Source organism: Flavobacterium sp. KBS0721, from assembly GCF_002007065.3.
Classification (GTDB): Bacteria; Bacteroidota; Bacteroidia; order Flavobacteriales; family Flavobacteriaceae; genus Flavobacterium; species Flavobacterium piscis.
In genome coordinates this window covers 5,154,685-5,167,174 of record NZ_CP042170.1, presented here as the reverse complement: position 1 = coordinate 5,167,174, position 12,490 = coordinate 5,154,685, and the positions used below count along the sequence as shown (strand labels likewise).

Below are 12,490 nucleotides of genomic sequence, written 5' to 3'. Positions count from 1 at the left end.
AAACGTTCCTACGGAACGTAAAAAAACGGCGTATTTATTGGGCTACCAATGAAATGTTCCAATGGAACAAAAAACAAAGTGATTAGGTATTGTCTTTAACAAATTGTTCCATTGAATTTCCTTAACTTAATGACATTGCCCAACGGGTTTAGAATAGTATTTTAAAAAAGAAACCAGACATTTTTTGAATGTCTGGTTTCCTTTTTTTTTCTGTTTTTCAGAACTAGTTTGTAACTAAAGCATCATTAGCATAAACAATACCTTCGTAGCAAGCATTATAAATGTCTTTTAAATCTTCGAGGTTTGTTACTCTTGGATTAAAACCGGTACATGGATCGATTAATGCATTATTGGCAATATAATCCAGATTTTTGTCCCAGTCTTCTTTTGAGATTCCAAATTCTTTTAATGAAGAAATATTGTTGACTCTTTTTCTTAATCCTTCAATAGACTGTGCCAGTTCTTCAGCAGTTTCAAGTCCAATTACTTTTGCCAGTGACGGAAATTTAGCAGTAGCCGAATCATTATATCGAATAACGTTAGGTAAGAAGATCGCATTTGCACATCCGTGCGGAATACCATACAAAGCACCAACCTGATGAGATAATGAGTGAACAATTCCTAACCAGGCATTATTAAAAGCCAAACCTCCCATAAATGAAGCGTCGTGCATATTTTGACGTGCAGTAATATTTGAAGGGTTTTTTACCGCCTCTTCCAGATTATCAAAAACAATTTGTAATCCGCCTTTTGCTAATACATCAGCAAAATTATCATCAATATTAGAAACATAAGCTTCAACGCAATGTGTTAAAGCATCTAATCCTGTATTTGATGTTACGTGAGCCGGCATCGAAGTACAGATTTCTCCATCGATTATGGCAACATCCGGAGTTAATTCATATGAAACAATTGGATATTTTACCCCTTTTTCGCGATCTGTTATTACGGCTAAACCTGTCGTTTCAGTTCCTGTTCCGCTAGTAGAAGGAATGGCTATAAATCTCGCTTTGTTTCTAAGTACCGGTACGTTAAACGGTTTAATAAGTGAATCAAATTCGGTATCTGGATGTTCGTAAAAAATCCACATTGTTTTAGCGGCATCAATTGCAGAACATCCACCAATACCTACGATCCAGTCCGGCTGAAATTCATTCATGGCTTCTGCACCTTTAAAACTTGTTGCTGATGACGGATCTTCTTCGACACCATCAAAAACAAAAGTTTCGATTCCTGCTTCGTTTAAATATGCTACAGCTTTATCAAGCGTTCCGCTTTTTTTCATCGAACTTCCGCCGGTTACAACAAAAGCTTTTTTACCTTTTATATTTTTTAATTCTTCAAGACTTCCCGGACCATGGAAAACTTCTCCTGCAACAAATAATTTGCTCATCTTTAATAGTATTTAATTATTGATGCAAAGTTAAATGTGAGGGCAGGGCAATATGTTATACAAACAAGACTACGCGGTATAAATTTGCGCCAATTCCTGCTGAAGTTCGGTAGGTGTTTCTTTGAGTTTTGCCCGTACAAATTTATTAAGGGCCGACGGAGAACTAAATCCCAGCTCAAAAGCAATTTCTTTGTGAGAGAGATCAGAAAACAATAATTGACGTTTGATTTCGGTCAGGATTCTGTTATGAATTGCATTTATAGCCGTTTCACCACAATGTTTTTTAGTTATTTCATTGAGTTTTTTAGGAGTAATAGAAAGTTGCGACGCGTAGTATTGCACCGTGCGTTCACTTCGATATTGTTGATTTAAAAGTTTTTTAAAACCAATATAAATATGCTGATTTGTTTTTTGATGCAATACAGGATGCTGACCGTGCACAGATTCTATAAGTCCCAATAAAAAGACTTTGATATAAAAACGGGCTTGTTCTTTTTTGACAAGGCTTGGTTTGTTGTAAATATTCTGAATGTTTTTTACAAGGGCAATCGCTTCTTCGAATTCCTGATTAGGAAGCGCTGTACAATTAAGATTGGCAGAAAGATTTACATTATAAGGGCTTAACTCGTTTTTTAATATATCGGAACAAAATAATACTTCTTCAAATAAAATTATTTTACCGCTTAAATCATCGCTGAAATTAGATATAAAACAAATTTGTTCCGGAAACACAATAGAAATCTTTCCTGCTTTAAGAAAATGAATTTTGTCTTCGATCTGTATTTCGACTTTTCCTGTTGCTACAATTACAATAAAAAAGTGATCGTTTTTGTGCGGTTGCAAATAGTTTTTTAGATGTTCTTTTTCTAAATCAAAAACACGGAAAGATAAATTTTTATCTTCTGCTTTTTGAATGATTTTCTTAAGCTCGGACCTTTTTATGTTCATTAGATTTATTTCTAATACCAAAACAGCTCTTTTAAGTTGTTTGATATTGACCGGATTTTGTTATTGAGATATTTTATTTAGGGAAACTAAAACGAATAATAATTTTGCAAATTTAAACAATAGTGCAAGATTATTATTCGTTAGTTCGCTATTTTAAATATTAAAATAAAAAACGCGGTGTTTATTATGTATTTAGAATGTTTATCTGTATACAAAAGTACTTTTTTTACTTTCTTGCCATGATGTGTTAAACAGGTTAAAAAGTTCGTTGTGATCAACGTCGATTTCAGAAGCAGAATACATTAATGTTAATTGATTGGTTTCTTTGTTAAGAGCCATATTCCAAAGCATTTTAGAAAGTCTTCCTTCGTATTTTTGAGGATTATTAATGGTAACCACTACCAAAGTATCTCCTCCGGTTTTTTGTGATTGAATATCGGCTACATCTTCCCAGTTTACAATACCAAATGATTTTGACATAGGAGTAGTTTTGCCATAAAAATTGTGTTGGTTTAATTCAATTAATGGACTCTTGTCTTTTAAACTCGACACACTTTTTAATAAAAGAATCAACATAATTAAGAACGCTCCGCCGGAAAATACCAATGGTTTTATTTTGAGTTCACCGTCAAATATTCCGGCACTATAAAGAATAACAAGAAGCAGAATAACGCAGACTCCTAAAGAAGTGAATAATAGTTTTTTTGTTTTTTTTGAATTTCGGTATAATTTTACTTCTTTTTGCATTGTGTTCATTTCTTGCATTTTAATTTGAATTGATTGTTTGTATTATTTAAATATTCTTCCAATAATTTTTCCAATATCAGCAAAATCATCCAGATTGCTTACGGCTCTTTTTTCGGTAACCGTTTTGTCAATTTTCGAAAATGGATAAATTAAGATATAATTATTTTTATTCAGGTTTTTGTTTAAAATTTCAGGCACATTTTGCATTTGAGAAAAATAAGAATGCATGCCTCTGTCTGCCATTAATACGATCAAACCTTCGTCCTCCTCTAAATTACAGGCAGCTTCCTGAGCTTCCTGCCAGGTCGTTACCGGATTAAAAACAGCTTCGATATTTGCCTTTTTAATAATGCTCTTTAAAATTTCAGTTGTTTTATCGTTGGCGTAAAAACTCATTTTCGCTCCTGAATTTTTACCGATATTCCAGACTCTTAATAATGAATGGAAAAAACCGGGTTCACGCTCTGCATTTGCAGGGATCAATACAGCATATTTTTTTATCGTAGCAACAGGCTGAACGGCATGATAAATAATGACATTTATTTCCTTATTGCGCAAGTAACCATTATAAAGATTGTAGGTGAAAGAAGAGGAGAAACCTTTTTCTTCTTCCAGGCCAATAATTAGATCGGTAATGTTTTGTTCTTTGACGACATTGCTAATTCCTAATACAACATCATTATCATGTCGGGTAATGGGATTAAGTTTTACATCTGCTCCGGCGGACATATTTACGGCTTCGCCAAGTAGTTTTTCTGCATTTTTTGATGAAGATTCGCTTTTAGCTTCATTGATAATATTTACGGCAAAAAGACTGTCTTTATTGGTTTGAGTTTTGATGAGCAAGCCCAGATTGACTAGTTTTTCAACTGTATTTTCATGATTTAATGCCAGGAGTATTTTTTCTTTTTCATGACTAGTTCCTGCCACAGTTTCTTCTTTATCTGAATCTGCAATTCGCTGCGCACTTGCCATAGAAACAAATGATGAAATTGTACAGGAAACAAGAATAAGTAAAATACTTCCGTTAAGGACATGTTCATTTAAAAGTCGGACAGGTTCTCCTGCTTCATTTTCGAACAAAATAATATTATACCCTACCATTACCGAAGCTAATGTTGCAGCTGCAGATGCGGCACTCATTCCAAAAATAAGAGTACCCTCATCATTGGTAAGGCTAAATGTTTTTTTGGTTAAAATAGCAGCAACATATTTCCCTCCAATAGAAGCTATCAGCATGATCGAAGCTACTCCAAGTGTTTCCCAACTCTGAATAAAAGCATTAAAATCGATAAGCATACCAACACTTATAAGAAAGAAGGGAATAAAAATCGCGTTTCCAACAAATTCTACGCGGTTCATAAGCGACGAAGTATGAGGTATAAGCCTGTTAAGGGCAAGACCTGCAAAGAAAGCTCCAATGATGGCTTCAATCCCGGCTAATTCTGCCAGTAAAGCAGCAAGATATATCATGACAATGACAAAGATGTACTGCGAAATTTTATCTTCGACATTCTTAAAAAACCAACGTGCAATAATAGGAAACACGAGTAAAACGATCAAGGCAAATACGATCATAGAAACGGATAGTTTGACCCAAAAAGAGGTTCCTACTTCTCCTTGCGACATCCCTACAACTACAGCTAAAACGACCAGTGACAGTACATCGGTAATCATTGTTCCGCCAACAGTGATATTTACAGCCAGTTTTTTGGCGATGCCAAGTTTGCTTATCATAGGATATACGATAAGAGTATGAGACGAAAAAAGACTGGCAAAAAGTACTGTGGTTAGAATAGAAAAATGCAATACATAATAACCGCCAATAAGTCCCAGTACAAAAGGAACTATAAAAGTATAGAGTGAAAAAGTGATGCTCTTCCACTTGTTCTTTTTAAAATCGCCCATATCGATCTCAAGACCTGCCAAAAACATAATGTACAGAAGTCCTGTTGTACCTGTTACCACCACACTGCTGTCTCTCGCAAGCACGTTAAAACCGTTAGGACCTATTACGGCTCCCGCTATAATAAGACCTAAAAGATGCGGTACTTTTATTTTATTCAATAAAAGCGGAATACACAAGATTATAATAAGCTCTATCAGGAATTTTAGCAGTGGATCTTCGATAGGAAGGCTAACGTGTTGTATACTTAATAACATATATTATTTTTTTTGAGGAAGGGTAAGTTCTACAGAAAATCTTGCCGTACAATTATCCTGTCCTGTTATAGTCTGTGTTCCTTTAATGACATTATTCTTGATATCGTCAAGCACTACATTTATTTTGGTACTATTTTTAGAAATACTGTCGGTTTTAAATTCTAGCAGTATTTTATCATCGCTATATTTGGCCTGAAACACACGAATAAGCTTTTTGTTATTTAATACATGGGTGTAAATTCCTGTTGAGTCTGATAAAAATTGCCAGGTTTCGTTACGCTGATCTCCTATTACATATTTGCTGCAGTTCGATTCACGGCACAACATTTTACTGTTCCAGATTCCCTGAATGTTTTCCGGCCATTCTTTTATAGATGAGGTTATGTCTTGTACGGTATCTTTTAAGGCATAAATACTGTCACGAAACAGAAGTAGGGATTGATAGTCTGATTCTTTTTCGGCGATTTTTTCTTCTCTTACATTCAAAGCTTGTTCTCTTCTTTGCAGTTCAATTTCTTTCTTGTTTTCGCATGAAATAAAGAGACATGTAAGGAATACTATTAGAGGGATTTTTTTCATAAAACAGATCTTATGGATTACATTTTGTGGAAATAAAAATTCACACTTTTACTAGTGCAAAAGAAACTTTGGTACTACAAGGTACTAAATTTAATTAGGAAACAGCCTGTTTTTGGGTCATTAAGATTTATTGGGTTTTATGTCTGGCGGAATAAAGTGGTTTTATAATACATCCTAAAATGTGCAAAAACAGACACAGATCATTCTGTAATAAGTGACTATGATCGTTTTTTACGGATGATGAACTGCTGCTCTAAAAAGTTGTAATGTTCTAAAAAAAAAATACCGGAAAGTTATTGAGTCAACTTTATTTTTATTGAGTTAATGCGGAGCTTTAAAATGGAGTACATTTATTTTAAAATTAAAAAATAATTACAATTACTATTTATAAATGCATTTCAAATACCTACTGATTTTTTTTGTTTTATTTTCAATTAAATCAAATTCGCAAATTTCTCAAATTGTCGAAGAGAAAAAAAATTTCCGGGCAGCAGATTCTCTACTGAAAGAGCCTAGTTTTTCTGTTCATAAAGATAATTATTTTTTAACAGGAGTGCCTATAAATACTGATATTACCCGTAATAATGCCGATGTAAAATATCAGGTAAGTTTTAAATTACGATTGAATTCAAAACCTTTATGGGGAGGTTTTTTTCCGTATTTAATGTATACCCAAAAAGCTTTTTGGGATATTTATGCAAGTTCCAAACCATTTTCTGAAATTAATTTTAATCCCGGTGTAGCGATTGTTCGTCCGTTTTATTTAAAAGGCAATAGGTTGACTTATGGAAGCGTCTCATTCGAACATGAATCAAATGGTAGGGATTCTATTTATTCGAGAACCTGGAACATGCTGGCTTTTTCATTAAAATCCCAGATTTCTCCACGATGGATTGTTGGTTTAAGAGGATGGATTCCGCTTGTCGATAAAGAAGACAATCCTGGATTAACCAAATATGTAGGTTATGGCGAAGCCAGTGCAACTTATCAAATACAGCCCGGACGATGGAGTGCTGATATTCTTTTCAGGAAAGGAAGTGGACTTATTAATTACGGATCTTTACAGACACAAGTAAACTGGAGGCCTTACAAAAGCGAGAATTACTATCTCACGCTCCAATGGTTTGTGGGCTATACAGAAAGTTTGATTGATTATCAGGAACATAAAAGTATGGTGCGTATAGGATTTACAATCAAACCCGAAAATATGGGCATTTTTTAAATTACTTTAAATTCAAACCGAATTTTTATTTGCAGCCCAAAATATTGAATTTCTTAAAAGGATAGTATAAGCTTCATTTTGAAACAATTCAGGTGAATGTCCCATAAAAATGTAAACATTTCGGGATTTAAAATGATCGTTGGTCCAAATTACCGGATGGTCGCCCATTTTTATTTTTGATTCCGGCTCATAAGATGATTCGTCTACCGAGCCTATGACATGTACATTTGGCCGCGGGCTCTTGTTATACGTATACCATTCTTCGGTATTTACAGAAAAGTTTGAAGGAATTCCTTTTGTTATAGGATGTGAGGTGTCTTCGATATTTACTTTGGCTCTGGCAAAAGTCGGAATATAATCTAAAAACTTTATACCGCCCATAAAATCAGAAAACCATTGCCACATTGGGTATCCGTCGAATTCGCCCAATAAAGTTGCGTGATGTAATCCTACCCATCCGCCTTTGCCATTGTTCATGTATTTCTCAAAAGCTTTCATAGATTCCTCGCTCCAGGTATAAGGAGGATAATCTAATTGTATAAAAACCTGATATTTTTTTAGAAGAGCTTCGTTTATTGTTTTAGTACTTTCGATATAATCAATTGTAAAACTGCTATCGACAGCCAATTTGTTTAGCCAGGGTTTTGCAGCCTTGGTAAAAGCCAGATGATGTCCGCCATTTTCGTATAAAACCAAAGCTTTGAACCTTGGCTTTTTTGACTTTTGGGCATTACAATCGGCCTGAAAAAAGAAGCTGAATATTATTAAGCAAATTACTAGTATATAGTTTTTCATTGAATTTTAAAATTGCTATTTTACTAATTGATAGTGGCTATTGCATTTTCTCTACGACCCGTTTTTAAATCAATAACTTCAAATTTTTTGGTAGATGAAAAAGAACCTATATCGGTGTCACTATTAATCAAAATGCCACCAACAAGAATAACGTATTTGCAATTGTATGTAGTCGCAGCAACTAATTCCTCAATGCGTTTATCGATCGAATCGTAGATTATTTCTGTTGCTTCATAAAGTGGTATTTCGGCTTTTAGGATTCTTTCTTTTTGTTTGAAAAGGATTTGTTCAATAGTATTCATCTGATAATCAATTTCTGTAATATGGCCGGGTTTTATAGCATTATTGATTAGTTTATGCAAAGCACCATTGGCTGCACCACAACAACCCGAAGGTTTATTTTGTCCAAAGCGATTAATCTCACCAATAATTCCTTCTTTCGAAATACCAATATGTGGTCCGTAATAGATAAAAACGGCTCCATCATCAGGAACATGACTTGCAAATGCCTGCATGCCGGTTAATCCCGTAAAAGGAAATCCGTCTAATCCTCCCATTTTAAAAGGACCCAAAAATTCATTTGTTCTTACAGGGTATTGAATACTGTTGACATCATCACTGCAAATACTGTCTGCAAACATGATTTGCGCGGGTTCCAGATCTAGTTTTTCTTCTACATAATCTATGATTTTGTTCATAAAATCAATAGTAGTTAAGGCATCAGGATAGTATTTTCTAATAATTTCTAGTTTTTCTCTTTTTTTCATTATCAAAATGGGTTGAAAGTTTATCTAGTCTTCGCAGTTTGTAAAGCCATAAAAGTTATTTTCTTTTTAGAACGCCTTAGCTTTTAGGAGAAAAGTAAAGTTAGATAATTTCTCAAAAGGATCTTTATTTTTTTGAATTTGAGCCTTATTTATTTTTGATGTGGAGAATTCAAAATGTTTATCTACAAGGCATATTTTTTCTTCTTTTGTTTGTTTTCGATAAACAATTGTGAAAAAAAAATCAGCTTTATAATAAGTAAACCATTATTGTACTAATTGTAAGGCATTTTGCCCTTAATTTTAAGAAATAAGTAATTTGTCGAATAATTTTGTTTTTGGTCGACTTTTATGTTAATATTTATTAAAAATTAATACATATATTCGCAAAAAATTTTGTGAATGAAAGTAATATTACACTTATTAATATTGGGTTGTTTTTTTAACGTTACACTTTACGGACAAAATGAGACCAATATCACTTATGGGCTCAAGCTTGGCGGACTTTTTTCTCAAATTAGTAATCTGCCTGAAAGCATTAAAGGTCGTGACAATACGTACGACAATAGTGTGATGGAAAGTAAAGGCGGATACGGATTAGAGGGAGGCTTTTTTTTAAACTGCAAACTTTATGATACGCGTGTTGCTATTCAGCCCGAAATTTTATTCAGACAATCGGGAGAAACCGTAAATTATCACGATGCCACCGGAAAAGAATTTGAACTGGGTTTGCATTATTCTTATTTGCAAATTGGTGCGCTGTACAAAGTATATCCGTATGAAGGACTAAACTTAGGTTTTGGCGCATTTTATGGCATCAGTTTATCGTCTAATAATGTTACTTACAAATCCAACGAAGCTGGAGGAATGTACGATGTTGCGACCAGACAATTTTATAAAGATGGTCTTGACGGAACAGATGATTTTTCCTTGTGTTTTGCCTTGGGTTATGAATTGCATCAAAGTATCCACTTTGATTTACGTTATTATTTAGGTGTAAAAGATGTGGTAAAAAGTAATTCTTCTTCCTTTCAGTTTATCGAAAATCAAAACAAAAGCAGTGTCATTTGCTTCTCTTTAGGTTATAGTTTTCATCAATGGTAATTTCAATAAAAAACATGAAAAAAATTATTTTGCTTTTATTATTAGTAAGCACAAAATCGCTGTTTGCACAAGGTGACAGAGAGATTACTTATGGTCTTTTTGCAGGCGGAATTTATTCTAAAATGTCTAATCTTCCTGATGTAATTGTACCAAAAGGAATTTACGAAGGATATACTTTAAAAGAAGAAGGCAAATTTGGCGGTACTGCAGGTATTATGATCAACTGGAAATATCCGTACGCCAAAGTGAGTATTCAGACTGAATTGTCTTATTCAGGTCAGAGCACCGATTTAAAATATGAGGATATTAAAGGGTTAAAATATACAATGACTTTTGGATACAGTTATCTAAATGTTGGTGCGCAATTTAAATATTATCCTGTCGAAGGTTTTTACATTGGCGCAGGCCCTTATGTAGGATTTAATATTGCCTCTGACAATATAAAATACAGCTCGAATGCCCAGGAAATTTTTGCTGATTCAGGTACTTATTTTGAGCCGGATGCGAATGTGCAAAAAGTTTTGAAAGAATCCCTAACGGGGAAAAACTATTTCTATGGTATGTTTTCTTCCGGATATGAATTTAATTCAAGGCTTTCTGTAGGAGCGCGTTATACTTTAGGACTTACAGATGCTCTGACTACCGAGGAAAACGGACATCGCTATAGCGAAAATAAAAACAAAATCAATAGTATTTCACTCATTATTGGTTACTCTTTTGACTTTGATGATTTAGCCAATTTCTAAATAGTCGCTTCTCATTTAAACATAAAAATTATGTACAAAAAGATTTTTTTAATATCCGTTTTTGTAACCTTGTTGACGAGTAATTTAATTTTTTCTCAGCAAAAAGTGCTGCCCGGATTAGTTGAAGAGCCACAATTTTGGATTAAATCCCAAAATAATGGTGAGGCTTATTATTGGGAAAGTCTGACAAAAAAGGAAGCCAAAATATCGGCCAGAAAACATAGCGGTGCAGTTTTTAATTTTAACCCAAGTATTGTTTTCGACAGCACACAAGATTCTTTGATTTTACCTTTGGGAACAGAAAGTAAAAGAAAACAAACGCTGTTTATGGTGTATAAAGTAAAAGACAGTCTGAAAGAACAATTTTTATGGACCATAAACGATACTAAAAAAACACTTTCTGTAGCCACCAATAAACGGTTGGTTGATCTAAAAAAATACTCGTATCAAACCTATCAGGAGAAAATAAAACCCAATAAAGCTAATATTCATTTCTTTCAACAAAATGTAACAGATAGTGTTGCAAAGTTATCGTTGCTGACTATTGGACAGAAGTCAAAATTTGATAAATTACCCCCCGAAGAATTCAAAGGAAACATCAGCGAGATTCTGGTTTACAATAGGGTTTTGTCAGGTCTGGAAACTCAAAAAGTGGCAAGTTATCTGGCGGTAAAATATGGTATTTCGTTGTCACAGTTTGATATCAAAAATTATCTGAATAGCAAAGGTCAAACCATCTGGGACATCAACCAGCATAAAGGATTTGAAAATTCGATTACTGCAGTAGGGCGTGATGATGCCAGCGGATTATTGCAACCCAAAAGCAGTAATATGGTCGATGAAGGACTCCTGACTATTGGACTTAAAAGTAAATCGAATACTATTCCGGATAATTATTTTGCTTTTTGGAGTGATAACGGGAAAAATCTTCTGGTAAAAAAACAGGAGCAGGGAGAACCTATTGGAATCGCCAAAGAGTGGCAGCTGGATTTTACCAACCCAACCGATTTAAGTCTTGACTGGACATTAAATCCAAAATTCATAAAAGGCACTTTACCAAAAGATACTTATTACTGGTTGCTAGTAGACTATTCCGGTAAAGGAACTTATGACGAAAAAGATTCAGAATATGTTAAGTTAGCCAGTACTTCGAGCCAGGAAAAACTGGTATTGAATGATTTTAACTGGGACAAGCAAAAATCTGGCAAAGCCAAATTTACGCTGAAAGTCGCCCCGGAAATGTTCAGCCGTGTCTGGATTACAGAGGCAACTTGTGGTGTTTCAGGATCAGGGCAATTAAATTATGCTATAGAAGGCGGAGAGGCCCCATTTACCGTTACTGTAAAAAAAGAAGGCAGTGAAGTTGCAGTAAAACAATGGAATCAGGCAGCAAAAAGTGCAACAGGAGTACAGCTTTCATCAGGAACTTATGATTATATCGTAAGGGATGCAAAAGGAAATTTGTACTCAGAAACTGTTTTTGTGGCTGATAAACAGGGAACATTCCCAAACCTGAAACCAGATTATCTATTGAAAGACGGAAATGCACTGACTCTTGATGCCAGTGCCGGTTTACCAGAAGGAAATTATGAATACCAATGGTTTTATGAGGGTGATTTTATAGATGATAACCCAAAAATACTGATCGATCAACCGGGAGCATATGAACTTAGATTGGTAAACAATCAGGAATGTAAAACCGCTACCAAAATTGCTGTTGCTACTGATGGAAAAGAAATAACAAATTCCAGCGTACTTATTTTATACCCAAACCCCACTACAGACGGCCGTTTTTCTGTTGCAATGCAATTCCCTAAAAAGACAAATGCCAACATTAGTATTTATACGCCAACAGGTTCGCTTTTAAAACAAAAACATTTCAGCCAGATAGAAACCTATTTGTATGAAGATGTTATAAAAAGTGCTTCAGGAATGTATTTAGTAAACGTAAGTTCAGATTTTGGAACCAAAACGTTCAAAGTGATTGTGAAGTAATTCAAATCTGGTTTTTAAACAGATTAAAAGAATT

General features: G+C 34.3%; 11 protein-coding genes. 4 read left to right on the top strand and 7 right to left on the bottom strand.

Going from position 1 to position 12,490, the window contains the following annotated elements:
* Positions 1 to 223: 223 nt before the first annotated feature.
* From B0M43_RS21500 to B0M43_RS21480, 5 genes are all read right to left on the bottom strand, one after another.
* On the bottom strand, positions 224 to 1,393 hold the full coding sequence (locus B0M43_RS21500; RefSeq protein WP_078005327.1) for an iron-containing alcohol dehydrogenase: 1,170 nt from the start codon (positions 1,391 to 1,393) through the stop codon (positions 224 to 226).
* Between the two features lie 69 nt (positions 1,394 to 1,462).
* The gene (locus tag B0M43_RS21495; RefSeq protein ID WP_078005326.1) at positions 1,463 to 2,341 is read right to left on the bottom strand and encodes a helix-turn-helix transcriptional regulator; all 879 of its coding nucleotides are present in this window, start codon (positions 2,339 to 2,341) and stop codon (positions 1,463 to 1,465) included.
* A gap of 201 nt (positions 2,342 to 2,542) precedes the next feature.
* The gene (locus B0M43_RS21490; protein WP_123921743.1) at positions 2,543 to 3,097 is read right to left on the bottom strand and encodes an STM3941 family protein; all 555 of its coding nucleotides are present in this window, start codon (positions 3,095 to 3,097) and stop codon (positions 2,543 to 2,545) included.
* Between the two features lie 33 nt (positions 3,098 to 3,130).
* A complete protein-coding gene (locus tag B0M43_RS21485; RefSeq protein ID WP_078005324.1) occupies positions 3,131 to 5,251 on the bottom strand; it encodes a cation:proton antiporter in 2,121 nt (706 codons plus the stop codon).
* A 3-nt stretch (positions 5,252 to 5,254) separates the two neighbouring features.
* Positions 5,255 to 5,830 (bottom strand): hypothetical protein, encoded by a 576-nt coding sequence (locus tag B0M43_RS21480; protein WP_078005323.1) that lies wholly within the window; start codon positions 5,828 to 5,830, stop codon positions 5,255 to 5,257.
* A gap of 391 nt (positions 5,831 to 6,221) precedes the next feature.
* Between B0M43_RS21480 and B0M43_RS21475 the strand changes: the two genes are divergently transcribed.
* Positions 6,222 to 7,052 carry a phospholipase A gene (locus B0M43_RS21475; RefSeq protein ID WP_065450350.1) on the top strand — a complete coding sequence of 277 codons (831 nt, stop codon included), beginning with the start codon at positions 6,222 to 6,224 and terminating at the stop codon, positions 7,050 to 7,052.
* 12 nt (positions 7,053 to 7,064) lie between these two features.
* On the opposite strand, the gene B0M43_RS21470 is transcribed toward B0M43_RS21475, so the two are convergent.
* A complete protein-coding gene (locus B0M43_RS21470) occupies positions 7,065 to 7,847 on the bottom strand; it encodes a ThuA domain-containing protein (RefSeq protein WP_078005322.1) in 783 nt (260 codons plus the stop codon).
* A gap of 23 nt (positions 7,848 to 7,870) precedes the next feature.
* Positions 7,871 to 8,614 (bottom strand): hypothetical protein, encoded by a 744-nt coding sequence (locus tag B0M43_RS21465; protein WP_078005321.1) that lies wholly within the window; start codon positions 8,612 to 8,614, stop codon positions 7,871 to 7,873.
* Between the two features lie 399 nt (positions 8,615 to 9,013).
* Between B0M43_RS21465 and B0M43_RS21460 the strand changes: the two genes are divergently transcribed.
* From B0M43_RS21460 to B0M43_RS21450, 3 genes are read left to right on the top strand one after another with little or no spacing between them, the layout of a single operon-like run.
* Positions 9,014 to 9,715, top strand: a complete 702-nt coding sequence (locus B0M43_RS21460) for an outer membrane beta-barrel protein (protein ID WP_065450347.1) — start codon at positions 9,014 to 9,016, stop codon at positions 9,713 to 9,715.
* Between the two features lie 14 nt (positions 9,716 to 9,729).
* Positions 9,730 to 10,461: an outer membrane beta-barrel protein gene (locus tag B0M43_RS21455; protein WP_078006106.1), complete on the top strand. Its 732-nt coding sequence runs from the start codon at positions 9,730 to 9,732 to the stop codon at positions 10,459 to 10,461.
* Positions 10,462 to 10,491: 30 nt separating this feature from the next.
* A complete protein-coding gene (locus B0M43_RS21450) occupies positions 10,492 to 12,456 on the top strand; it encodes a T9SS type A sorting domain-containing protein (protein WP_078005320.1) in 1,965 nt (654 codons plus the stop codon).
* Positions 12,457 to 12,490 lie beyond the last annotated feature (34 nt).

Coding starts and splice junctions, on each gene's coding strand:
- B0M43_RS21465 (WP_078005321.1), bottom strand. CDS start 8,614: ATGAAAAAAAGAGAAAAACTAGAAATTATTAGAAAATACTATCCTGAT.
- B0M43_RS21495 (WP_078005326.1), bottom strand. CDS start 2,341: ATGAACATAAAAAGGTCCGAGCTTAAGAAAATCATTCAAAAAGCAGAA.
- B0M43_RS21490 (WP_123921743.1), bottom strand. CDS start 3,097: ATGAACACAATGCAAAAAGAAGTAAAATTATACCGAAATTCAAAAAAA.
- B0M43_RS21485 (WP_078005324.1), bottom strand. CDS start 5,251: ATGTTATTAAGTATACAACACGTTAGCCTTCCTATCGAAGATCCACTG.
- B0M43_RS21455 (WP_078006106.1), top strand. CDS start 9,730: ATGAAAAAAATTATTTTGCTTTTATTATTAGTAAGCACAAAATCGCTG.
- B0M43_RS21460 (WP_065450347.1), top strand. CDS start 9,014: ATGAAAGTAATATTACACTTATTAATATTGGGTTGTTTTTTTAACGTT.
- B0M43_RS21500 (WP_078005327.1), bottom strand. CDS start 1,393: ATGAGCAAATTATTTGTTGCAGGAGAAGTTTTCCATGGTCCGGGAAGT.
- B0M43_RS21450 (WP_078005320.1), top strand. CDS start 10,492: ATGTACAAAAAGATTTTTTTAATATCCGTTTTTGTAACCTTGTTGACG.
- B0M43_RS21475 (WP_065450350.1), top strand. CDS start 6,222: ATGCATTTCAAATACCTACTGATTTTTTTTGTTTTATTTTCAATTAAA.
- B0M43_RS21480 (WP_078005323.1), bottom strand. CDS start 5,830: ATGAAAAAAATCCCTCTAATAGTATTCCTTACATGTCTCTTTATTTCA.
- B0M43_RS21470 (WP_078005322.1), bottom strand. CDS start 7,847: ATGAAAAACTATATACTAGTAATTTGCTTAATAATATTCAGCTTCTTT.